The following is a 24,507-nucleotide window of genomic DNA, read 5'->3' as shown; positions in this document are numbered from 1 at the left end:
TCATTTTTACCAAAAAATTACACGATGAAAAAAAACCTACTCATTGCCTTATTCAGCCTTGCAGGGTACACTGCTCAATCTCAATTAAATAATGGCCTTGTAGCCAATTACCCCTTTGATTTTGGAGGCGGATTTAACTATCAGTTTGCACAACATGCCAGCATTGTTGGAGCGGTACCAGCCAGCGATCGTTTTGGAAGAACGAACATGGCCTTTGAATTTAACGGATCGAGCGATTACCTGATTGCAAGCGACAATAGCAATATCAATCTGGATCTAATGGATGGTGTTAGTATTTCAGCCTGGATCAATCCCAGTTCGAATCCAGCAGGATTAACATCCATCGTTACCAAATGGTGTGGAAGCACTTCTGAGCAATATGGAATGTGGATGGATGGAAACAGCATTACCGTTGGTATCCGTTCCATTAGTTCCGTAGGTATTACCGACAATTCCAATTTACAAGCCGGAAACTGGTATCACGTAGTATTTACCTTCGATAAGAACAGTGGCGACCATAAAGTGTATGTCAACAATATTGTTACCCTTAGTCAAACCATGGTAGGAACAGTTGCAACAACATCCGATTACACCAGTTTATCGATGGGAGCACAAGCTAATGATGTTAGCGGAAGCAGTGTGAGTCCTAACCGTTTTTTCCCGGGTAAAATCGACGATGTACGCATTTATAATCGCGCCCTAAGTGCTGTTGAGGTGGATTCACTTTTCAACATGCCGGACCCTACCTGCAATGGATTTGATTTTGCATCACTCACAGGAACGGATGCAAGTTCAACATCATCGAATGACGGTGCTATTAATTTTGCCATTACCGGCGGATTTGGTCCCTATACCTACACCGTAAACGGAGGATCGTCGAATGCCATTCCTTCCGGATCGATGTGTGGGTATTCTTTCGAAGGCGGATCCATCAGCTTAACTGCTCCAGGTACTGCAGTATTTACCAATGTAAATTTTTCAAGTTACGGAACTTCGAATGGATCTTGCGGAAACTTTACCTATGGTCCCTGCCATTCTATGACCTCAACCAGCAGCATTAATGCTAACGTTCTTGGAAATGATGTTATCAATTTCGGAACTGATAACGGCGTATTTGGTGATCCATGCTTTGGAACAGGAAAATATTACAATGGACAATTCTCCTATGCAGAATCGGTTTCTTTATCCAACCTTGCTACCGGCACTTATACCATTGAGGTAACCGATTCACTTGGTTGCAGCACCAGCGGAACAGTAACTATTTCTGCGCCTTCTGCCATTACCGAAAACACGCTGAACCATCTTCAGGTATTCCCAAATCCTGCACAGGGAATGGTAACCATTAAAACTGAAAACGCCACCGGCATTTCCATCTCCGATATCAGCGGAAAAACAATAATGACAAAAACCATTACAGGTACACAAAGCATCGATTTACAAGGAATGGAAGCAGGTGTGTATTTTATCCGCGACATTCGCTCGAATACTGTTTATAAACTGATTGTTCAATAATCAACTCTAGATGAAAGGTTGAACATAACACCGCAGCAAAGCAAAGCCGGATACGTCCGGCTTTTTTTATTTAACGGCAACTATACCCCCAGAAAAGGCCACACCGGGTGATTGGATTTCGCTATTTTTATGGAAAGTTGCGCCATGAAAAAAATTCTACTTTTTGTTGTTCTCATTATTACCGGAAATTCAATAAAAGCTCAAAGCTTTTATCCCTGGACCCTCGAAGGATTTCCGCAGGCGATGATACATCTTGACAGCATTCAATGCCTATGGGAAATCGGAAGTCCGTCGAAGTCCACCTTTACCTCTGCCTACTCGGTCCCCAACGTGATTGTGACCGATACATTAATACCTTACCCGAATCAGTCCGACTGCTTTTTTCAGTTATCCATTCCACTTCCCTATTCGCCCACCTGGTATTTCAATTTTGATCACCAATACGATACCGAAGCAGGAAAAGACGGAGGTTGGATTGAATACTATGATTATTGCACCGATGAATGGAAAAATATTTTACAGGCGCAGATGTGGGATTATTGTTACGCGGGAGTTTATGGTATTGGAGCCATCAGTGGAATTTACAGTGCGAACGACACGCTACAAAATGGAACACCCGCCTTTTCCGGATCAAGTAATGGTTGGCAAAATGTAGGATTTCAATTTTATTGCATGGCTGTTTTTCAGGATCCCGATGGCGGACAACGCGGTGGAAGTGGCGATACGTTAAAATTGAGATTTCGCTTCAGTTCCGATAGCGTAAATACCAATCAGGATGGCTGGATGATTGATAATTTTCTGATAACGGTTGACAATGGGATCTGCTCTTCGGTGGAAGAATTATCTTCTGCTATGGACCTGAAAATTCTACCCAATCCCGCCACTGATTTTATTCAAATCCAAAAGAAAGACGGATCATCCTTTCAGGGAGAAACTATTTCGATTTTTGACATCCATGGAAAATGTCTGAGTAAAGAAATCATCCGTGGGAATTCCTATCACTACAATTGCAATACCATTCCTCCGGGGATTTATTCCTACCGCATCTCCGGCAGGGACAACAAGGTATCTCACGGTACGTGGATAAAAGAATAAGCTTCCCTAAAAAGAAGCGCTGAACATTGCTAGATTTGTACATGAGTTTATCTGTACATAGCGATGAACATTTTATGCGACAAGCATTGAATGAAGCCCGTGAAGCGTTTAAACAGGATGAGGTTCCTGTAGGTGCAGTAATTGTCTGGAAAAATCAGATTATTGCTCGTGCACATAATTTAACCGAACTCTTACAGGATTTTACTGCACATGCCGAAATGCAAGCCTTCACCTCAGCTACCAATCACATCGGCGGAAAATACCTGAACGAATGTACACTCTATGTTACCCTGGAACCTTGCGTAATGTGTGCAGGAGCATCGTTCTGGACCCAAATCGGAAAAATTGTTTACGGCGCTAAGGATGAAAAACGCGGATATAAAAGCATGAATGAAAAAATTATTCATCCGAAAACAGAAATTACCGGAGGCATTTTAGAAGAAGAATGCGGCGAATTAATCCGGGAATTTTTTAGAAAAAAACGATGAGAACACTGATCGTTTTTCTGCTTTATCTCCTGTGCAGTGCAACCATCCATGCACAAAGCAATTCTTCTTCCATTATACAAACATTACGCAAGGGGAATTTTTCTGATTTTAAAAAGCAAATTATTTCTGCTACAGATTTGGAAGAAGTGTTATGGAAAAGCTCCAACCAATTAAAAAAAGAATTTGCCAATTCATCTAATGTCGACCGCTCCACTTTTAAAAAGGATTTCGAATCGAAAAAAGTGTATCAGCAGTTCATGCAGGATTTTGAAAAAAAAATGACTGCCTTCTATTCAGAACTTGCATTAAAAAATGCAGAATGGAAACTGATTCAATCCATCACTGCCAATGAATTTCTCCCTGTTCTTTCGAAGGACAGCCTAATGGCGAATCAATTTTTGGTGGACATGTATTCTGTAAACAAAGAAGGAAAACACTACCGTGTGGAAGTGTTATACTTTTTAAAAAACGATAAAAAGTATTTTTTTGAACCAAAGTTTAAGGCGATGTCCACCTTAAGTGAAGAAAACCTTTATGAATTTTTCATTGAGAATTTATCGCTCGGTGCGGATGGTGATTTTATGATTTTGGTTAATCTGCAGGACAAAGACCGGAAGTTAAACCGGGAGTTAATGATGGATACGCGCAATTTTACTTTTTTGAAATCGAATTATTCGCGCTTGCCTGAGGACAAAAAAAAGTTGAAGGAAATGTTTCCGGATCGCAGCATAGCGGTAGACTCCACTTTATTTGAACAACTGATCAAGAAATTTGGTCACCCCCCATTTGCCGAATTGGATGAACTCAATTTTAAATTCAGTGCATATAAAAACAATGACGATTTAGTGAAAGCCCTTAATCAGGGAAAATTGAAATTGTACAAGAATGAAAAAGCGGCCATTTACATGTGGGCACACCGTTTGTTTTTACAAGGCATTCGCTGCACGGAAGTTGAATTTCAACTGGAAGAACCTTATTTTGAAATGGCCTTTCCATTGAACCTCAGCACCTATTAATTTTTTTCTTCAACAACTCAATAGTATCAGCTCATTTTTCGGTAAATTAGGTAAACCAAAAACCCGAACCATGAAGCATATTTTCTCTCTCTTCCTGTTTGTTGCTTTATTACAAGCAAATGGACAAAATGTAACTTTTACGGCTAAATCGGGTGATGCAGAATTGGATGTTACCCTGAGCGACATGAATGTAAAAGCGACAGCCGATTTTCAACTATTTAAAAATGAAATGAAGCTGGCCTACAACGTAACCGACCAGAAATTAGAATACCTAAAGACCACCATAAAAATGGCTCCTGCTGATATTTACATGACACTTGAAATTGGAAAAATTACAGGTAAAACGGTGGATGCTGTTACCCAATGTTACCAGAGCAACAAAAGCAAGGGCTGGGGTGTAATTGCAAAAGAAATGGGCATTAAACCCGGATCCAGTGAATTTCACCAATTGAAATCGAGCGCTAAAGGCAAAAACGATAAAATGAAGGGCAACGGAAATTCCCATGGAAATAATGGAAAAGGAAATGGGAACGGTAATGGCAAGGGAAAAGGGAAAAAATAATTATTTCCTTTTTTTCAGCTTTAACATTTCTTTCTCCAAATCGATCGCTTCCAATACCAGGCAGCGATAATTTTCTTCGGTTTCTTTCGTCATTTCCCGAAAATAAAAATGTCGGATTTGTTTATTATGATCCCCTTCTAAATGTCCTTCGGAATTATCCATTAAATGCCCCTGCACAAAACCAGCGTATAATTCCGACTTTGGGTTAACGGACAAATAAAGCAGTATGGATTTATGATCGAAAAACAAGGTTTGATAACGAAATTTTTCGCTGAAATATGGCGACAGGGATAAGGTCCATTCCCGGATCTTCTCAATTTTTAATTGATTCTCCAGATTTTGCTTTTCAATCCATTGTTGAATTTTAATATCCATGTCTGGTCTTGTACGTACAATAATTTGTAATTTTACAGCAGAAATCCTTATTATAAAACAACGTTTAAAACTTTAAAATATGTATCCTCCAGAATTAGTTGCTCCGATGAAAAAGGAACTTGTTGACGCAGGTTTCAAAGAAATGATCACCGCAGGTGACGTGGATGCGGGAATGAAAAACGACGGCACTACTCTAGTGGTGGTAAACTCCGTATGCGGTTGTGCAGCCGGCGCTGCTCGTCCCGGTGTACGCATGGCACTGAAAAACGGCAAACTTCCTGTCCACCTAACCACCGTATTTGCAGGGGTGGATAAAGACGCAGTAGAACAGGCCAGAAAATACATGTTGCCTTATCCGCCTTCATCGCCTTCTATTGCATTGTTTAAAAATGGTAAACTGGTGCACTTCTTAGAGCGCCATCATATTGAAGGACGTTCAGCAGAAATGATTGCCGAAAACCTGAAGGCAGCTTTTGATGAGTTTTGCTAAATGATAATAAATCCCGCAAAAGCGGGATTTTTTTTAATCTTCCGAGTACCCTTAATTCGCTGCAATCATTTCCGGACGAACCACGCGGATTCCTTTTCGCTTTTTAAAGGTTTCGAGTCCTTGCGACAACCACTCATTAAAGGCCTTTACTTCGCCATGGGTTTGATAACTTGCTTTTCCGTTCAGCATTTCTTCATTACCATCTAGTAAGATGTATAAAGGCTGGGATGATTCGCCATACAATTTCACTTCCATATCGGCCCATTTCTGACCAACATTTCTGAATTTGGAAGCAGCCGGATCATTCGGATCAAGTTTGGTTCTTTCGTCAACATGCAATGAAATGACCACCAGCGAATCGCGAAGCAACTGGAGATTTGCAGGAGCGGACCAAACATTTTGTTCCATCTTACGACAATTCTCGCAACCGTAACCGGTAAAGTCGATCATTGCCGGTAATCCTTTTAAGCGCGCATATTCCATTCCATGATCATAATCGTGGAAGGTGATGAGCTGATGTGGACCATAACTGGCATGTTCGGGTAAGCCTTCGCCGCTTTCTTTTGCATCGGGTGCTTTATTACCAACTCCGTAAGGCGATTCACTATACTCTAATGGGGGAGCAATTCCCGCCAATAAGTTTACTGGAGCACCCCACATTCCGGGAATGATATAAACCATAAATGAAAATACAATCATAGCCATTACTGCTCTGCCCGATGAAATTTTAGAACCTTCGGAATCGTGCGAAAGTTTAAATGCACCAATGAGGTAGAGTCCCCACATAAACAAAACACCTGCAAACAAGGCGAGGAAAACTTCGCGTTCCAGTAAGTGACTTTGATTTACAAGGTCGGCCTTGGAAAGGAATTTTAATGACAATGCCAATTCTACAAATCCCAAACTTACTTTAACCGTATTCAACCATCCACCCGATGAAGGCATGCTGTTGAGGAATCCGGGGAATATAGCGAACAAGGTAAATGGTAATGCAATGGCCATCGAGAATCCCAGCATTCCGAAAATGGGTCCCATTATCCCTTTCGAAACCGATTCTACCAATAGAGAACCAACAATCGGACCTGTACATGAAAATGAAACAAGCGCCAGTGTAAAGGCCATGAAAAAGATTCCGAGCATTCCTCCTTTATCTGCATTCTTATCAGCTGCATTTACCCATGATGTAGGTAAAACAATTTCGAATGCACCAAGGAATGAAACAGCAAATACCACCAGAACGATAAAGAAGAGTAGATTAAAAAAGAGACTGGTGGACATTTCATTCAATGCCGTTGGTCCGAATATTCCCGTAATCAATAATCCGATGACCACATAAATAAGAATGATGGAGATTCCATATACGGAAGCATTGGTGATTGCCTTTTTACGGTCTTTCGAGGACTTTAAAAAGAAACTTACCGTCATTGGAATCATTGGGAACACACAAGGTGTTAAAAGCGCAGCAAATCCGCTTAAAAAGGCAATCAGGAAAATCATGAAATAAGAATCTTCCGAAGCGGCGGTAGAAATATTTTCGGCGTCGTGCAGGTTGAGGTCAACATTCATTTCTTCCTGCAGCACATATTTTTGTTTTCCGTTGGTGGCTGCAAAGGAAATGTGAACGGGGATTTTACTCATGAGAATAGAATCGGCCTTGTTCACTTTTATTTTTTGCGAAAACACGGCATCCTGAATATAGACTTGCATGGATTTATCGCTGCCCGGAATTTTCCACGACATGATTTCGCCCATGGTCATTTTTCCGTCGGCCACAATTCCGTCGGGTAATTTAATATCAATCGCAAAAGGGTGATAAGCCATATCGGCGGAAACTACATAACCGGAATCGCTTTGCAGTTTAAAGAGGATTTCATACTCGGTAGCCGAATATTTTTTCGAATAGATTTTCCATCCCACCGGGGTGATGGCATGTCCGGCCTGAGCAGAATCTACCGCAGGAACCTCAACCGCTGTAGTTTCTTCATTCACCACTTCTTCCACCACATCACTGGTGCCACCTGCACACCCTTTTAATTTAAAACTAAAGGGGACATAGGCCGGAGGTAAACATTTACTCTCATCGCATTGCATGAATTCGATTTCACCTTTCAGTTCGAAATCTTTTTTGGAGAGGATTTTTATTTTTTGTTTGAATACTGCTTTATGAGGAAAGATATTGTACTCACCTCCGAATCCTTCCATGAATTTCGCTTTGGCTTTTCCTTCGCTTACTTTCCCTACACGCTGATAAGCTTTGCTATCAGTAAATGTGAAAGCCGTGGGAATGGGTCCATCGGCATTGGGTTGAAATTGCGAGTAGATGTACCAGCCTTCTTCGATCACTGCGGTGAAGGTAAGTTCTGCCTCGCATCCATTTTGTTTCACGTCGTACGACCACACCACATTATCGAACTTCTGCGCCTGGGCAGGGTTCACCGTCTGAAACAACAGAAGTGCAGACAAAAGGAAATTTTTCATACCAGTTGTATTTGAAGGGTTCAAACTTAGGGAATTATTCGAGCCACTTGTGTGCTTTTTGTCGCAGTTGCAGACCTCATTGCGGTTACCACAGCCATCGTACAGCCAAAACAAACAAAGTATCAGGACTCCAAGCGCCAGGGTCTTTCCTAAGATTCTTATCATGGATCTTTTTTTCTCCATAACACAAATCTAACTAGGAAAATTGTATTAAAAGGTCCGAAAATGGTCCAAATCCTTGGATTTCTAAGTCCTAAAAATCGATCTCATCCTGCGGACCAAGCTTAAATTTCCGGCGGAACCACCAGGCGAAAAAATAGAAGAAAGGGGTATCTAAAAGTGCAATGACCACCTTAAATAAAAATCCATTGACCAATAAAGGACCAAAGCGATCCCAGGAGATACTGCCGAAATAACACAAGACCAGCAATACAATTAATGTATCGATAAATTGGGAAGGGATGGTAGAAAAGTTATTCCTCAGCCATAAATGCTTTCCATGGGTTTTCTTTTTCCAGAAATGAAACAAGCGGATATCAATGAACTGCGCCATGAGATAGGCGGCCATGGATGCGGCTACGGAATCGACCGTGTTTCCGAATACGCGGTGAAACTGATCATCGCTTACGGGCGACCAATCGGTGGCGGGGACTGCGGCTGAGATGTAGATGATGAGTAAAACAAAAACACTCGATATCAATCCGGCCATGACAATTAAATCCGAACGCCGGCGACCATAAATTTCCGATACGATATCGGTAATTAAAAAAGTAACCGGGTAAGGAATAATGCCTACGCTAATATAAAAAGTGTAATGGGTAAGCGAATGCCACCACGAAGCATCATCTGCACCGAAACTTAAAAAGCTGAAGGGTGTCCAGTAAAAAAATTTCTGAAAAGTAAGATTGCAGGCCACCAATGCGGCAATAAAAACGCCTGCTAAAATGAAGTAATACTTCTCGGCTTTTAATTTGAGTTGCGGATCCAAATAATATTAATCTGCAATACAACAATTAACCGGCATAAATGTTCACATCCACAATGCGGTGAATGGGGATGGTCATGCCATGCTTAAGCACAATATTTTTTTCGCCGGTAGCCCAGATGGTGGTCTCAACCATTTTCAGTCCTTCATCGTCGGAAAAAATAATGCGGCATTTGTTGTGTTCAATGTTTCCCAGAGTGGTTGCATCTTTGAGTTTATCCATCAGAATTTTTTGTTCTTCCCGGCTTCTGCTAATCGCCTCAGCGGGGAAACGCAATCCTGCAACACTTTCTTTAGAAATCAAAACGGGCGTAGCTAGTTTATCCATGCAATTGGTTTTTGGAGGTAAGAGGCTTTTACGAGTGAACCCGCAAAATGGTTTAGGCTCTTTTTAAGAATCTATCGATAATTTAACGCTTCTCGTCGTTTTTTCGCTCAACTTAAATCGGTCATCCGCACGGATGCCCACCAGCCACACGATTTTGTCGGCCGAAGTCAGCACCCACACCTGTTCTTTTTCGGGGATCGACATTTTCTGGTCGATAAAAAAATCGGAAAGTTTTTTGCGGCCTTTCATGCCAAAAGGAATAAACGAATCGCCTTTGTGCCAGCGACGAAGGGATAAGGGAAACTGCAAAAGATCGGCATCCACGTAAATGCTGTTTTTATCCGGAACCGGTTCGGGTTTTCCTTTGATGTATTCCAGTTGTATACGCAACGGATATTCGAGCAGTGTTTCTCCTTCGGCAATTTCATGCACCTCCAAATCTTCGGGTGCCAGCGGCGTTAAGAGGCCGAGTCCGCGGTTTAACACCAGACGATGCGTGTGCGAAAAAAACTTTTTACCGGAATCACGCAGGTGACGATCGAGAATTTGCGCAACGGAAGAATGATGAAATCCGAAGGGACGCAACAATTCAAACATCAGCAAACGCGGAACAGGATCCTGCAAAATTTCGTCGATCGAAAAAACCCAGCCAAATTCATTTTTACGAAGCAATTCCGATTTGCGAAGATCCATATGGTGGCGATACCACTGATTGACATCCGACAAATGCTGCATGCTGTTGCTGATGGCACGTACAACATGCGGTTGCGATTTTTCGATGAGCGGAAATAAATCGTGCCGAATCTGATTGCGCAGATAATGTGTTTCTGCATTGGAAGAATCTTCGCACCAGGTGATGCGGTTTTCCAGTGCAAAATGAAGAATCTCCTCGCGCGAAAAAGGCAAGAGCGGACGAAACACATCCCGTTCAAGAATTTTCATACCGCTTAATCCCTCGATGCCGGCCGAGCGAAAAGCCTGAACAAAAAATGTTTCTGCCTGATCGTTGAGGTGATGGGCAGTGACGAGAAAAGTAAATTTTTGTTTTTTCAATAACTCGCGAAACCATTCGTAACGCAGATCACGCGCTGCCATTTGCACACTTATTTTTTCTTTTTCGGCATAAGCAAGCGTATCGAAATGTCGCACCAAAAAAGGAACATCCAACTCCATGGCGAGTTGCTGAACAAATTGCTCATCGCGGTTGGACTCCTCCCCTCTCAATTGAAAATTGCAATGCGCAATGGTAAAATTAAAACGCAGGCGATGCATCAGTTGCGACAATACCACACTATCTACTCCACCACTTACCGCGAGTAAAAAACGTTGTTCTTCGAACTGAGGCAAATGCTCATCGATAAGAATCCGGAATTTTTTTTCGAGTTCGTTCATCCCTTTTGCAATGAAGCAGCAATGGCCCTGCGCATGGATTCCGATTTAAGCAGACATTCATCATATTCCCGTTCGGGATCGGAAGCCAGCGTAATGGCACTGCCTACAGAAAAAGAAAGATAGCGATTTTTACGATCATATAGAATACTTCGTATTACCACATTCAAATCGAAATCGCCATCACCTGTGATATAACCTACCGTTCCTGAATATAAACCGCGTTGACTTTTTTCATACTGATGAATCAACTCCATCACCCTCACCTTGGGTGCGCCCGTCATGGATCCCATTGGAAAAGTAGCACGTAAAATTTCACCCGGTGATGCAGAAGTGCTGCAGGATACGGTAGAAATCATTTGATGCACCGTATTGAACGAATAGATGGCACAGAGCTCATCCACCGCCACCGAACCCGATTCAGCAATGCGCGAAAAATCGTTCCGCACCAGATCCACAATCATAATATTTTCACTTCGCTCTTTGGGATCGTTGCGCAGTTGTTGCTGCAATGCCAGATCTTCTGCAGGACTAACACCCCGGCGTATCGTTCCTTTAATGGGTTGAGAGATCAACCGGTTTTTTTCTTTTTTCAAAAACCGCTCGGGCGAACCGCAAATTAAAAACCGTTCCCCATTACGCAAAAATGCAGAGAAAGGCGCTTTGGAAATGGAATATAAATGCTGATACAAGGTGAATGGATCGGGACTCACATTCCGCAATGTAAAGCGCATGCAAAAATTCATTTCGTAACAATCGCCGCGACGTAAATGTTCCTGAATCTGTATTACACTTTGTATATACTCTGCCTTGGTAAAATCCATTTCAAATTCCGGAAGCGGAACATCTGCATTGGAATTCAATTTAAAATCAGGCGCATCAAATTCATACCTTTCATCAAAAGGAAGCAAAGCAGCATGCGGAAAATCCACAGCAGGAATTCCGTTGGACTGCAATCGTTCGAATCGGTCTTTTAACTCATACGCGAGAGCGAGAATTCCATTGGGACACTCCTCCGAAAAAGGATCGTAGTCCTGCCATTCCCCCGCCACATTGAGCAACTGTTTTCCATTGGGACCAGCCGCCAGCCATGCAAAATTTTTCGCATCACGCAGTGCGTTTTGTACATGCAGAATAGCTTGTTCGCTGCTGATGTTCATGGATTCAATGCCAGCTCTTTTAAACATTCCACCCACAATGGCGAATCGTTTAAACTGTTCACCAATTGTAATTTTTCACCACCGTGTTCGCAGAATAATTCTTGATAAGCTTCGCCGATTTCTACGGTTGTTTCGAGGCAGTCGGAAACAAAGGCAGGAGAAAATACCAGCAATCGTTTTTTTCCTTCCTGAGCCAAACGAATAATGGTTTGATCGGCATAAGGCTCCAGCCATGGATCTTTACCGAGGCGCGACTGAAAAACCACAGTATAATTTTTAATTTCCAATCGTTGTGCAATACGTTTTGCCGTTTCGTAACAAGTTGCTTTGTAACAAAATTTATTTTCGTCGGTAATTCCTTCTTCACAATGGTGGTCGCTACACGGACGGTTATCGGTATACACCTTATCCACATGCCGCTCCGGCACTCCGTGAAAGCTGAATAATACATGATCGTACGAAGCGATATCGTGTTCTCTGCCGCGTGCAACAAATGCATCGATGTATTTGGGATGATCGTAATACTGACTAATCATTCTTATTTCCGGAATCACCCACCATTTACTGATGATGCGCATTGCTTTTTCGAGTGATGATCCGGTAGTGGAAGAAGCATTCTGCGGATACATCGGAAGGATAATGATGCGGTCGTAATTCGCTTTACTCATTCGTTCGAGCACCGACTCCATGGATGGATTCTGATAGCGCATGGCAAACTCCACCGTGTAATTTTCGGGAACCATTTTCTGTAACGCTTCCTTCACTTTTAATCCATGCAACAACAATGGAGATCCGTCTTTGGTCCACAACTTTTTATATTCCTTCGCCGATTTGGGTCCGCGAAAGGGTGCAATAATCAAATTCACCAGAAACCATCTTCCCAGTGGATTAATATCAATCACCCGACCATCCATCAAAAACTCGCGCAAGTATTTTCGCACGTCTGATGTTTTCGTTGAATCGGGTGTTCCGAGGTTGAGTAGTAATATTGCGTTTTTCATTGGGGTAGGTAGTGGGAATTAGGTAGTGGGTAGTGGGGAATAGGTAGTGGGTAGTGGGGATTAGGTAGTGGGTAGTGGGGATTAGGTAGTGGGTAGTGGGGATTAGGTAGTGGGTAGTGGGAATTAGGTAGTGGGTAGTGGGGATTAGGTAGTGGGTAGTGGGGATTAGGTTGTGGGTAGTGGGTAGTGGGTGTTGGGCATAATTATGTGGTTGGGGGTTTTTTCTTTATTTGGTTTCGAACGTATTTTATATAGCCATTTAGCATTTTTAAACAATCATAAATTTCCTCGCGGAAATTGTTGAAGGTCTCTTGAGTTATAAAATTTTCATCTATACAAACATACAAATGATCTAAAAGTTCAATTAATGATCCCCTTGCAATGATGTAAAAGCGAATCGAATCCTGGAAGTGAAACCGTCCATATCCTTCGGCAATATTTGCAGATATTGATCTAGAACAACGAATCATCTGATCGGATAATCTTAATTTCTCCTGATCTGGAATCCGCTTTACCAATTGAGAAATACGAATACGCAGCGCTCTGGTTTTATTCCAGACCAATAATTTTTCAAGGGATTTTTCAAGTTCGATTTCCACAGCGAAATTTTTAGCAATAAAAAAATAATTCCTGCAAAAAATCACCGAAATGTAAAAACAGAAAAAAAATGAAAAGGACTTCTAGGGTTGATCGTTAATATTCAAATAAAAATGATGCACAAAATTAATAACCACAACTTCAATTTCCTTCACAAGTAATTCAACCGGCAAATGCATTTTATTAAATATTAATTTTCCACTCAACCCACTACTCTCTGCCCTCTAACCTTCTGCCCATATTCCCTCTTCCCTTCTACCTTCTACCCTCTTCCCTTCTACCCTCTACCTTCTTCCCTCTGCCTTCTACCTTCTTCCCTCTTCCCTCTACCCTCTACCCTCTACCCTCTACCCCTTAAATATGCAATGCCCGCTTAGCGGTGGCGTCGAGGGCGGCTTCTTTGAGGGATTCGGTGAAGGTCGGGTGTGCGTGGCAGATGCGGGATATGTCTTCGGCGGAGGCGCGGTATTCCATGGCCACAACAGCTTCCATAATCATATCGGCAGCGCGGGGACCAATCATATGCACACCGAGGATTTCATCGGTTTGTTCGTCGGCAAGTACTTTTACAAGTCCGTCTGTATCCATCGAAGCGCGGGCACGACCCGAAGCTTTGAAAGGGAACTGACCGACCTTATATTTTTTTCCGTCTTTTTTCAATTCCTCTTCGGTATAACCTACTGAAGCTACTTCCGGCCAGGTATAAACCACACCGGGAATAAGCAGGTAATTGATATGCGGTTTTTGTCCGGCAATATATTCCGCCACAAACACGCCTTCTTCTTCGGCTTTGTGCGCCAGCATTGCACCGCGTACCACATCGCCAATGGCGTAAATATGGGGGACATTCGTTTGCAAGTGATCATTCACTACCACGCGACCACGCTCGTCTAATTGAACACCTGCTTTATCGAGACCCAAGCTCTCGGTATAAGGTTTTCTTCCCACTGAAACCAGGCAATAATCCCCTTTAAATTCCACTTTATTTCCTTTGCTGTCTTCTGCAACAACAACTGCTTCTTTAGCACTGCCTTTTGCGCTGAGTACTTTATGCTGGAAATAAAATTCGAAACCTAATTTTTTCAGTGACTTCTGTAATTCTTTACCCATTGTACCATCCATGGTAGAAATAATTCCGGGAGCAAATTCAATTACCGAAACTTTTGCACCCAAACGTGCATATACCGAACCTAATTCCAATCCGATTACCCCACCGCCAATAACGATCAGGTGTTTGGGAACTTCGGTGAGATTTAACGCTTCGGTGGAAGTGATCACGCGTTTTTTATCGATTTCCATTCCGGGAAATGCAGAAGGTTTTGATCCGGTAGCTATGATGATGTTTTTCCCTTCGATAGTGGTTACTTTACCATCATCTCCTTTAATGGAAACCTGCGTTTTCGATTCGAAAGAACCATGTCCGCGATACACATCAATTTTATTTTTCTTCATCAGAAAATCAATACCACCAACAGTCTGTTTCACCACTTCATTTTTACGGGCAATCATTTGCTTGATGTTCACTTTTACATCCTTCACATCAATTCCATGCTCGGTAAAAGTATGTGTTGCATTATGAAAATGTTCCGAAGAATCGAGCAGCGCTTTAGATGGAATACAACCCACATTTAAACAGGTTCCGCCCAGTGTATTGTAGCGTTCAATCAATGCAGTTTTCATACCCAGTTGCGCACAGCGAATGGCAGAAACATATCCGCCGGGACCAGATCCGATAATGATAACGTCGTAATTACTCATGGTTTTGCTTTTTTTTACCCAACGAAGGTAAGAATTTTAGCAGGAAGAGAAAATGCACTAAGAGCAAAGGTAACAAGCTGTAAAACAAGCCTTCAAGTGGCCCAAAACACCTTGCTATTCTAAGCTGTTGTATGGGTTGTGGAACAGAAATTATTACCACCAACGTTTATTCTGCCTGTGTATCCCGTATGGCGTAATGCGGTTGAAGTGTTGCATTGGTCAGGAAATCTATTGACCTGCATTCGCTATTTCAAGGGAAAAGACAAGTTAATTCCCCCATATGGGATGGCACTAAATGTATTATAATACTTGCGATCATTTATTAAATACACATTTGCAAATAGAACCATTGAACATTTTTTGAGTTTTAAAAACTGAAAACCCATGGATAAAAATCCCATCAGCTGATAATGCGGATTTACTTTAACCCGTTTAAAAAATAAAGGATCGGAGTCTTGAATTGAATCCAATTCCTTACGGGTATAATAATCCCGGTTAAGCACATGGATAAGTCCACATTCGAAAACCAACCTTTTCGCTTTATTGAATGGATTAAACTTCAGGGTAGATGACACGCATGATAAATGATTTACCCGTGGATCAAATCCAAAACCGATAAGCCCATTTACATATTTCCCTGATGAATCATCTCTACTAAAATCACGTTCATAATTGATGCTGTATAAATATTTATTTCCGATATCCAGCGACAAAAAATTCCGTTGGGCAAAAACCTCATTGCAAAAATTCAAACCAAAATAAAATATTGGAAATAATACTTTAATTAATTTTTTCATAAACCAAACGATAAATTAATTCCTCCCCATGGAATTGCATACCACTCATTATAGTATTTTCTATCCCAAATTAAAAATCCCGATAAACAAATTGATAATTGGAATCGGGATCGATTCAGTATCCGATAAGCAATTCCCAAAAATAGAACCGGCCTGTAAACGGGTTTATAATGTATCTGATTAAAATAAATCGGATTGGCAAGCAAGGCCGAATCCTGAAAACTTCTGGTATGTGGATTACCTTCAAATACATGGCCTAATCCACCCTCTAAAATCCAGCGAGGGGCTTTTTGAAATGGATTGAATTTAACGGTGCTTGTTAAATAGGTATGACCAGGAACCCAACCCCCACCAAACGATAAATTAAGCACATTTCCTGAGCTGTCATTTGCAATTAAACTTCTTTCGTAATTAATACAATAGATGTACTTATTCCCGACATCCAGCGACAAAAAATTCCGTTGGGCATTAAGCGGATTGGGAGTAAAAACAAAAAAAAGAACAATAAAAAATAATACGCTAATCACCAATTTTCTCAAAAGTTCCATAATATGACATTGCATTTATTAATCTTACAGAAAGCATATCTACCATTTTAGGATTATAAAAAGAATTCGCTAAGATAATTTCACAAGTACTCAAGCGATCGCAAAACCCTTCGTCTTCAAATGGTGAAGAAGATTTAGCTTCAACATTAAAAAAAATATACCCTGCATCTAAATAATTCCCGTCAACCGTAATTTTTTTAAAATAGCCTCTCTCCTTGCATTTTCCATCCTTCCACTTTTTAATTTTACCACTTTCTGAAAATTCCAATTCAAAATATTCTTCATCATCCGGAGAATAATTAATACCTCCTGACTCCACTAACTTCCAGCGACCAATGAGTAGCTGTGCTTCATTATCGAGCTTATCTTTTTTGCAGGAAAAAAGTAGGAGGGAAAGGAATATGAAAATTGGTAATCTCATTTATTATTTCAGTTTTTGGAAGGCAGAATGCAGTTCACTTCACCCGAACAAAATAATTCCATCTGCCATATGAATTATAAAAATCAGGATGGGATTCATCCAAAGGCCTGCAATCGAGCGCTAAGGAATCAGGGCGATGAAGATCAACAAATAAATCTGATTCAGTGGAGTTGCAATTGTGATTGATATCGTAATATGCATACGTACCATACGTGGACCAATGAATACAGTTTCTTTTCCAGCACTCTACCAATTTATCATTCTGGTAAAAGGAAATCTTTCCGTTTGCATGAAATTCAACCTCATAATTGTATCCATAATCCGAAGGATATACGGTATCTATTACACTCCCCGCTCCTCCAATATTATACCAATTCACTGTGGTATGCGTCCATTTCCACTTGCCAACCAATTCATGGTAATCGCCTTTAAAATTATCTTTTTTGCAGGAAAAAAGAATGAGGGATAGAGCTATGAATAAAAATTTGCGCATAATGCTTCTAGCTAATATAGCTAAAAAAGAAATTGAATGCTAGCATTGATACGGTCATTTAGCCACCGGTGACTTTAGAAATTTATAATAAAACCTAAATCCAAAAACCAGAACCATGCAATCATTAGTTAAATGATGGATGGCTGAATAGTTAACCCAAAAATATGGGGCTAAAACAAATTAAAACATAACCATTTTTGGTCAATATGACGAAAAAATCTTCCCCTTATAAAAACTCCTTGCGAAAGGGAAAGGTGTATTTGTAATGACTTTGGCGCCATCCTTCGCGATCGTAGAAACGATGGGCATCGCTGCGTTTTTTATTGGTGCATAATTCGATGAGGTCGCAATCCAACTCCTTTGCTTTTTCCTTTACAAAATCGAGCAGGATTTTTCCGTAACCTTTACCGCGACAGGAATCGTGAATACAAATCTCCTGCACTTCGGCAACCGCAGCATAATGATGCAGCAGGAACTGGATATGCATACTAACAAAACCAATTACCTGATTCTTTTCTTCGGCCACGTAATAATAAATTGTTTCCTGTTTCAGGTTTTTAAGGTAAATCCTGCTTAACTCATCCATGGGAATATCAAATTCTTCCAATTGGCAGATCAATGCGTGTACTGCATTCAGATCTTTTTCTTCGGCGGGGCGGATGTTCAGTGGACTCATAGTATGAAATTAATCAATTCGTCACTGAATAGAAGTGTAAACCAAAAATCATTTCCGAAATGAACAAAAATCGTTTTAAAGGGTTAACTATCCATGGACCGCCATTCTGCCCTTCGTAGTATCATTCCCGCGTTAAACCTTGCCGAAAAAGAATCCGGTGTAGAGGAACGTTTTCAAAATCAGGTTTTGCGTCCGATACTCAAGTTTCAGTCGGACCTCCTGTTGATTTACATGCAGCATTATCTGAAGAACAAGGACCCTCAGTTTTGCAGCAGAAACAAAGCATCGAAAGAGGAATACATCCATCAATCGCTGCAAAAAGATCATCATTTACGTGCGCAGATTTGCGGCATGGTACTGGCTTTGTTCAATGATGAAGAAATGCAGCACTATTTACAAAACAGCAATGCGTATAATAAGCGGATCATCCAGATGTTAAGCACCCGTTTTCATTCGCAGCTTCAAGAATTTTGTGTATGATCCGGTCGCTATTGGTTTACGGTTTTATTCATTTTTCCGCATTGGCCATTGGAGGAATTGCCACCTCGAGAGGAGTCCGCGAATGGTACCCTACGCTTCAATTGGCACCCTGGACACCACCCGGCTGGTTTTTCGGATTTGCCTGGACTACCATCATGGTATTGCTTACGATACTCTGCGCAAAAACAATTCCTTTAAATCGTCTCTTTCAATGGGGTAATCCGCTGATTACTTTTTACTGGATTCACCTGCTGCTAAACATAGCCTGGAACTATTGTTTCTTCTGGATGCGGTCTCCTGCATTGGGCTTAATTGAACTTTCACTTTTTTATTTCGTGTTGGTGGTGATGAGTTATTATTTTATCCGCGAATGGAAAGCGAGTATTTTCTTTCTGCTCCCCTACCTCCTCTGGGGCCTCGTCGCCCTCAGCCTCAACACCTACATCTGGATAAAAAACTAAAGCACAAGTCCGCTCCTCTCATCCTTCACAAAAATTGCATTAGAAACGATCTCCGTGTTTCACCCACCCGGCAACAATCCGATTCCACTTCCGCCCTGAATGACGCACGGTGTGTACTCAGTGCCTCAGTGGTATTCCTCAAACACATATTCTATTTGCCAACAAACGCTATTTAAATTTTAATCCTAACTAAAACTGAGTGCAACTCAGTATCCGCTATCTCTAAATGTTACCACCCCTTAGTGTTCTTCTTTTAATTTTCTTCGTGCAACTTCGTGTACTTGTGCCTTAGTGGTTCACCCCTGCCCTGCAATCCTCCGATTCCACGCTCCGCTCTGAATGACGCACGGTGTGTATAACCATTTCATCCCTCTTTTTTTTCCTACTTACCCTCTCCCTACTACCTAATTTTCCTTCTACCCTCTTCCCATTCCCCCTTCTACCTTTCTGCCCACTACCCACTACCTATTTTTCCTTACTACCCACTACCCACTACCTATTTTCCCTTCAACCTTTCTGCCTACAACCCTCTCCCCCTTCTACCTTACTACCCACTGCCTACTACCCAATTTTCCTTACTACCCACTACCTATTTTCCCTTCTACCTTTCTGCCCACTACCCACTACCTATTTTTCCTTACTACCCACTACCTACTACCTTTTTTTCCTTTTCCCTTTCCTCCTTAATTAATCAATTTGTGAATTAAAATTTCGCCTTGTTTTATTAAGCTTCAAATTCTTCAACAATTCATTATCAATATAAAGCAAATTTTCTTCAGTAAAATTATTATTTAAAACCAACGAAAAATGTTAAAAAATCATCGCCTCGAAAATGTAAGAAACGGCAAATTTTAGGTCGAAAACCTAGTAATTTTTCTTGACTCATGAGCATCGATCATTTAAATTTATTACTGCCCAAAAAAAGAAAAATGCATTCGCACTTCGCACTTCGCAATCGCAATCGCAATCGCAATCGCAATCGCAGTTTGCAATTGCAGTTTGCATTTTATGCTTTTCTAATATTCCCCAATTCTTTTGGGTCTTTTCATCAAATTATAACTCCTTTTTGCATAGAAAGGAGGTGCTTTTTGTAACTTAGCAAAATTGCGTTTTGTTCCCACTTTCTTTTGACGCTTAAAAAACAAGGTGGAGATTTTGCAATCCAGTATTGCACTTTTTATTTACAAACTGAATAGTGAAAGTTCCTTTTTACATATTTTTTATTTTTTTTTCTCTTTTCTGTAAAGCGCAAACCAACTTGGTACCGAATGGCAGTTTTGAAGATCACTCCAATTGTCCATTTTTACAGGATCAAGTCACATATTGCAATTTTTGGCAAGAGGCAAATGGATGTACTGCGGATTACGTATGCACTTGTTCTCCTTCTGGTAATGGTGTGAATTCACCTTTTTACTGGATGGGATACCAGGAAGCTTTTCATGGAAGTTGTTATATGGGAATTGGGGCTTATGGGGATATGGAAGATGGGATAGATCTCTTATTAACTGAAAGTATTCAGACGGAACTAACAGACTCCCTTTTAGCCTTTCATAAATACAGAATCAGTCTTTTTGTTAGCCTTTGTAATAGTTCAGAATTTACAATTGATAACTTTGGCGTTCTTGTATCTGAAACCAGACCCAACAAACCTTTTGAGTGCGATACCTTTTCAGCATATCACCCACAATTGGTCGTCTCATATCTTACTGACACCATGAATTGGGTTAAACAAGAAGCGGAGTTCGTAGCCCAAGGGGGGGAAAAATGGCTTACCATATCAAGATTTGACTTTAACGGACCAAGTCAATTAGCTGCAGTCTCAACTAACACACCAGTACCTTTTTTAAATTATGCTTATTATCTTGTAGATAGTGTAACTCTAATTGACATAACAGATCTTGAAAATTTACCCGATTTTCAAAATGTTATTTCACCAAACAACGACGGAATAAATGATGTATTTATTTTACCTGAATACGAATTTTTGTTTCAGGAAAACGTAGTCATTTATTCACGCTGGGGAAATGAAGTTGCAGTTCTAAATAGCAACAATCCCTTTTGGCCCGAGAATACATTCACCGATCAAAACGTACACTCAGGTACCTATTTTTACGTATTTTCGGCAAGCACCAAAGAAGGAAAAATCATTTACAAAAAAGGAACACTTTCAGTATTCAGGTAAATGTCTTTTTACCATGAAAAAACCTTTATGCATTACAATTTTAGGCCTATTGCCCTTATTTACTTCATTTACCTCTCAAGCGCAAACACCGGTAATTGGGACTCCGCCTGCCAATAACCCCAATGCTCAGGCTGGAGCAGCATGGTACCGTGGAGGTAACAACAACACTGTCCCACTTGGCAATAATATTTTCGGTACCTTATGGAATTCTCCGATTTACACCTTTACTGCAAACACACCAAGATCTAAACTAAACGGCAACTTGGTTGGAGCCCAATACCTGATCAACGGTTTTGGCACAATTCAAGGTGTAAACACCTCCGGTTATATGTTACTTGGAAATGATCTAGGAATTACTCCAAATAATTTCTATAACCAGAAAGGGGCTTTTTCGATGCTACACCTCAATGGGAACACCAATAATCCGGGATTCATTCAGGAACAAGGTTACAGAACCTGGATGAGAACAGGTATCACATTTACAGATAATCAGGACCGGGCATACATTGGATACCGGGCTAATGCATTAGATGTTTCGGATTTCATTGTAAACTGGAGCGATAATTCGGTAGGTGGGGTTGGTGCGCCGGATAATATGATTTTTAATTTTCTTTCTTAGAATTTCGCTCCTTTCCTAATTGAAATAATTTACCCGTTTTCTTTTCACGATAATATTTCTCTAAAAATTTCAATGAAACTTTTAGTGTCCTTCTGTCTTCGTGATCTAAAAACCCACCCGGCAACAATCCGATTCCACGCTCCGCTCTGAATGACGCACGGTGTGTATTACCATTTCATCACTCTTTTTTTTCCTACTGCCTTTTTACCCTCTCCCTACTACCTAATTTTCCTTCTACCCTCTTCCCATTCGCCCTTCTACCTTACTACCCACTACCCACTACCTATTTTTCCTTTTCCCCTTCCTCCTTAATTAATCAATTTGTGAATTAAAATTTCACCTTGTTTTATTAAGCTTCAAATTCTTCAACAATTCATTATCAATATAAAGCATGTTTTCTTCAGTAAAATTATTATTTAAAACCAACGAAAAATGTTAAAAAATCATCGCCTCGAAAATGTAAGAAACGACAAATTTTAGGTCGAAAACACGGTGATTTTTTCTTGACTCATGAGCATCGATCATTTAAATTTATTGCTGCCCAAAAAAAGAAAAATGCATTCGCACTTCGCAGTTTGCACTTCGCACTTCGCACTTCGCACTTCGCAGTTTGCAGTTTGCAGTTTGCTATAAAGTATGGCAATTATTGCCTCGTTACAATTTTTTATGTTTTAGAAACCCAATACTTTCTTGGGGTTTCCTCCCAGAAACTTTTATTCTTACTCAATACCCTTACTCCGGAATATGGCTAAAATTCCAGGAACATTTTTAACCCTTTGCCAACAATTTCAATGATTAAACTAAAAATTGTAGATTCTATGAAATAACTACAGAAAGCTATAACCAATTAAGGTAATATATCGTCTAAAGAGTAGGCAATATTACACGTTTTCACTTATCATAAGGATAAGTCTTGAACGAAATCAAGAATTACTTAATTTAGAAGACCTAGAAAATCTTGTCGTTTAACCACCCTATTACTTGAACAAACTCTTAATTATATTACTTCCATTAATCAGTAGTATTTGCTACTCCCAAACTTATATTGACGTAACAAACCAATACATTCAAAACCCAAGTTTTGAAGATTATACCGCATGCCCTCAAGGAAACTCTTTCTTTCCAAATCAGATGTGGATTGATAGCGTTGTAGGTTGGTACGCTCCAACACATGCAACAAGTGATTATTTTAATGCATGTAATATCTTGGCAAATGGTATTCCGAGTAATAATGTTACATATCAAAACTCATTTGATGGCGTTGGATATTGTGGATTTTTGGCTTATACACTTTGGTCTAATAATATGTGGAGCGAATATGTCCAAACAATGCTTTTACAACCATTAGAGCCAAATGTGAATTATCGCTTTTCGATGAGAATTAATAGAGCCAATGGGTACAATTTTGCAGTAGAAAATATTGGAGCAAACTTCTCAAATGGCAATATGTATAACGCTAGTGTTTCACCGTACAATCTCACACCAACAATACTCAACCAAACAGGTTTTTTAACCGATACAACAGATTGGGTGTTGGTTTCAGGGGAATTTACTGCTAACGGCAATGAAAATTATTTAACGATTGGATGGTTTGGAGATACTATTACAAATGACTGCGCATTTTTTATCCCGCCAGAAATTGATCCAATGACTGGCGATTCTCTTTATGTAACGGATACATATTATTTAGTTGACAGTGTAAAACTGTACAAAATTGAATATGACTTTGATGATTTCAACATTAACATTATTAGTCCAAATGGAGATAACATAAATGATGTGATGGATTTTTCAATCTATAAATTTGTTGAATTAGATCTTGTTATTTTTAACAGATGGGGAAATGTTGTGTGGCAATCCAATGGCCCAAACTCAAAATGGGATGGAAAAGCAATGTCTGGTGATAAGGTTGCAGAAGGCACATATTATTACAGATTGGATGGATTTGATCAAAACGGAGGAAAAATAAAAAAAAGTGGTTTTGTTCAAGTAGTAAGGTAAATCTTATTACTTATGGTAAATAAAATTGTAAAAGTACTTTTTAGTACATTAGCATTAACCCCTGTAACGTATGCCCAACAGGCACCACAAGGAATCCCGCCTGCAAATAACACTAACGCCCAGGCATCTGCTGCATGGTATCGAGGTGGAAATACAGCAACCACACCAAACAACATCTTTGGAACACTCGCTGGTTTTAATTCTCCAATTTTCACCCAAACTTTCGGAGTCACCCGTACAAGACTGAATGGTTCCGTAAGCTATCCGGTAAACACCTTTACTGGTGTCCGTGATGGTTTTCTTCTTTTAGGAAACAATGGAAATGTTAACGGCGGAACTTTATTATCAGCTAACCGGGGAGCATTTACGTTATTGCATTTAAACGGAAACACTAATAATGTAAACAATGTACAGGAGTTTGGTTATCGCGACTGGATGCGAACAGGTATCACCTTCACCGACAATAACGACCGGGCATACATTGGATACCGGGCTAATGCATTAGATGTTTCAGATTTCATTGTAAACTGGAGCGATAATTCGGTAGGTGGAGCCGGGGCTGCGGGACCGGATAATTTGATTTTTAATTTTACTT

26 protein-coding genes are annotated in these 24,507 nt (G+C 40.5%); 12 read left to right on the top strand and 14 right to left on the bottom strand.

Annotated features, from left to right (window positions below; all coding sequences use genetic code 11):
* Nucleotides 1-24: 24 nt before the first annotated feature.
* The 5 genes from K1X56_08905 to K1X56_08885 all read left to right on the top strand — a co-directional run bounded on the left by K1X56_08905 (nt 25) and on the right by K1X56_08885 (nt 4,673).
* Nucleotides 25-1,512: a T9SS type A sorting domain-containing protein gene (locus tag K1X56_08905; GenBank protein MBX7094827.1), complete on the top strand. Its 1,488-nt coding sequence runs from the start codon at nt 25-27 to the stop codon at nt 1,510-1,512.
* A gap of 144 nt (nt 1,513-1,656) precedes the next feature.
* A complete protein-coding gene (locus K1X56_08900; GenBank protein ID MBX7094826.1) occupies nt 1,657-2,607 on the top strand; it encodes a T9SS type A sorting domain-containing protein in 951 nt (316 codons plus the stop codon).
* A 41-nt stretch (nt 2,608-2,648) separates the two neighbouring features.
* Nucleotides 2,649-3,095 (top strand): nucleoside deaminase, encoded by a 447-nt coding sequence (locus K1X56_08895; protein MBX7094825.1) that lies wholly within the window; start codon nt 2,649-2,651, stop codon nt 3,093-3,095.
* Nucleotides 3,092-4,111 (top strand): hypothetical protein, encoded by a 1,020-nt coding sequence (locus tag K1X56_08890; protein MBX7094824.1) that lies wholly within the window; start codon nt 3,092-3,094, stop codon nt 4,109-4,111. Before K1X56_08895 ends, K1X56_08890 begins: the two co-directional genes overlap by 4 nt.
* Nucleotides 4,112-4,181: 70 nt before the next feature.
* A complete protein-coding gene (locus tag K1X56_08885) occupies nt 4,182-4,673 on the top strand; it encodes a hypothetical protein (GenBank protein ID MBX7094823.1) in 492 nt (163 codons plus the stop codon).
* Here K1X56_08885 and K1X56_08880 read toward each other — a convergent pair whose 3' ends face one another.
* Nucleotides 4,674-5,048 carry a hypothetical protein gene (locus tag K1X56_08880; GenBank protein MBX7094822.1) on the bottom strand — a complete coding sequence of 125 codons (375 nt, stop codon included), beginning with the start codon at nt 5,046-5,048 and terminating at the stop codon, nt 4,674-4,676.
* 79 nt (nt 5,049-5,127) lie between these two features.
* Between K1X56_08880 and K1X56_08875 the strand changes: the two genes are divergently transcribed.
* Nucleotides 5,128-5,538: a BrxA/BrxB family bacilliredoxin gene (locus tag K1X56_08875; GenBank protein ID MBX7094821.1), complete on the top strand. Its 411-nt coding sequence runs from the start codon at nt 5,128-5,130 to the stop codon at nt 5,536-5,538.
* Between the two features lie 51 nt (nt 5,539-5,589).
* Here K1X56_08875 and K1X56_08870 read toward each other — a convergent pair whose 3' ends face one another.
* From K1X56_08870 to K1X56_08810, 13 genes are all read right to left on the bottom strand, one after another.
* Entirely contained in the window at nt 5,590-8,016 is a 2,427-nt protein-coding gene (locus K1X56_08870) for a thioredoxin family protein (protein ID MBX7094820.1), read from the bottom strand.
* Between the two features lie 253 nt (nt 8,017-8,269).
* Nucleotides 8,270-9,004, bottom strand: a complete 735-nt coding sequence (locus K1X56_08865) for a queuosine precursor transporter (protein MBX7094819.1) — start codon at nt 9,002-9,004, stop codon at nt 8,270-8,272.
* 25 nt (nt 9,005-9,029) lie between these two features.
* Nucleotides 9,030-9,329, bottom strand: coding sequence for a hypothetical protein (locus tag K1X56_08860; GenBank protein ID MBX7094818.1), 300 nt, complete (start codon nt 9,327-9,329; stop codon nt 9,030-9,032).
* A 63-nt stretch (nt 9,330-9,392) separates the two neighbouring features.
* Nucleotides 9,393-10,721, bottom strand: a complete 1,329-nt coding sequence (gene tilS, locus K1X56_08855) for a tRNA lysidine(34) synthetase TilS (GenBank protein ID MBX7094817.1) — start codon at nt 10,719-10,721, stop codon at nt 9,393-9,395.
* On the bottom strand, nt 10,718-11,905 hold the full coding sequence (locus tag K1X56_08850) for an anthranilate synthase component I family protein (GenBank protein MBX7094816.1): 1,188 nt from the start codon (nt 11,903-11,905) through the stop codon (nt 10,718-10,720). The genes tilS and K1X56_08850 overlap by 4 nt, the downstream gene beginning before the upstream one ends.
* Complete coding sequence (hemH, locus tag K1X56_08845; GenBank protein ID MBX7094815.1) at nt 11,875-12,879, bottom strand: ferrochelatase; 1,005 nt, start codon at nt 12,877-12,879, stop codon at nt 11,875-11,877. The genes K1X56_08850 and hemH overlap by 31 nt, the downstream gene beginning before the upstream one ends.
* Before the next feature lie 203 nt (nt 12,880-13,082).
* Nucleotides 13,083-13,478 (bottom strand): four helix bundle protein, encoded by a 396-nt coding sequence (locus tag K1X56_08840; protein MBX7094814.1) that lies wholly within the window; start codon nt 13,476-13,478, stop codon nt 13,083-13,085.
* A 352-nt stretch (nt 13,479-13,830) separates the two neighbouring features.
* On the bottom strand, nt 13,831-15,234 hold the full coding sequence (gene lpdA, locus K1X56_08835) for a dihydrolipoyl dehydrogenase (protein MBX7094813.1): 1,404 nt from the start codon (nt 15,232-15,234) through the stop codon (nt 13,831-13,833).
* 245 nt (nt 15,235-15,479) lie between these two features.
* Nucleotides 15,480-16,031 (bottom strand): hypothetical protein, encoded by a 552-nt coding sequence (locus tag K1X56_08830; protein MBX7094812.1) that lies wholly within the window; start codon nt 16,029-16,031, stop codon nt 15,480-15,482.
* Nucleotides 16,028-16,579: a hypothetical protein gene (locus tag K1X56_08825; protein ID MBX7094811.1), complete on the bottom strand. Its 552-nt coding sequence runs from the start codon at nt 16,577-16,579 to the stop codon at nt 16,028-16,030. The genes K1X56_08830 and K1X56_08825 overlap by 4 nt, the downstream gene beginning before the upstream one ends.
* On the bottom strand, nt 16,551-17,000 hold the full coding sequence (locus tag K1X56_08820) for a hypothetical protein (protein MBX7094810.1): 450 nt from the start codon (nt 16,998-17,000) through the stop codon (nt 16,551-16,553). The genes K1X56_08825 and K1X56_08820 overlap by 29 nt, the downstream gene beginning before the upstream one ends.
* Before the next feature lie 34 nt (nt 17,001-17,034).
* The gene (locus K1X56_08815; GenBank protein MBX7094809.1) at nt 17,035-17,493 is read right to left on the bottom strand and encodes a hypothetical protein; all 459 of its coding nucleotides are present in this window, start codon (nt 17,491-17,493) and stop codon (nt 17,035-17,037) included.
* A 226-nt stretch (nt 17,494-17,719) separates the two neighbouring features.
* Nucleotides 17,720-18,169 carry a GNAT family N-acetyltransferase gene (locus K1X56_08810; GenBank protein MBX7094808.1) on the bottom strand — a complete coding sequence of 150 codons (450 nt, stop codon included), beginning with the start codon at nt 18,167-18,169 and terminating at the stop codon, nt 17,720-17,722.
* Between the two features lie 93 nt (nt 18,170-18,262).
* Between K1X56_08810 and K1X56_08805 the strand changes: the two genes are divergently transcribed.
* The 6 genes from K1X56_08805 to K1X56_08780 all read left to right on the top strand — a co-directional run.
* A complete protein-coding gene (locus K1X56_08805; GenBank protein MBX7094807.1) occupies nt 18,263-18,649 on the top strand; it encodes a glyoxalase in 387 nt (128 codons plus the stop codon).
* Nucleotides 18,646-19,110, top strand: a complete 465-nt coding sequence (locus tag K1X56_08800) for a tryptophan-rich sensory protein (protein MBX7094806.1) — start codon at nt 18,646-18,648, stop codon at nt 19,108-19,110. Before K1X56_08805 ends, K1X56_08800 begins: the two co-directional genes overlap by 4 nt.
* 1,195 nt (nt 19,111-20,305) lie before the next feature.
* Nucleotides 20,306-21,292, top strand: coding sequence for a gliding motility-associated C-terminal domain-containing protein (locus tag K1X56_08795; GenBank protein ID MBX7094805.1), 987 nt, complete (start codon nt 20,306-20,308; stop codon nt 21,290-21,292).
* Between the two features lie 13 nt (nt 21,293-21,305).
* Entirely contained in the window at nt 21,306-21,911 is a 606-nt protein-coding gene (locus K1X56_08790) for a hypothetical protein (GenBank protein ID MBX7094804.1), read from the top strand.
* A gap of 981 nt (nt 21,912-22,892) precedes the next feature.
* Nucleotides 22,893-23,912: a gliding motility-associated C-terminal domain-containing protein gene (locus K1X56_08785; GenBank protein MBX7094803.1), complete on the top strand. Its 1,020-nt coding sequence runs from the start codon at nt 22,893-22,895 to the stop codon at nt 23,910-23,912.
* A 12-nt stretch (nt 23,913-23,924) separates the two neighbouring features.
* Nucleotides 23,925-24,507: hypothetical protein (locus K1X56_08780; protein MBX7094802.1), on the top strand; the 583-nt coding region annotated here is incomplete at its 3' end.

The sequence above is a fragment of the Flavobacteriales bacterium genome, from assembly GCA_019694795.1.
In the GTDB taxonomy this organism is placed as follows: domain Bacteria; phylum Bacteroidota; class Bacteroidia; order Flavobacteriales_D; family UBA2798; genus UBA2798.
The sequence above is the reverse complement of the archived record's forward strand: the minus strand, read 5'-3'. Positions and strand labels throughout refer to the sequence as shown.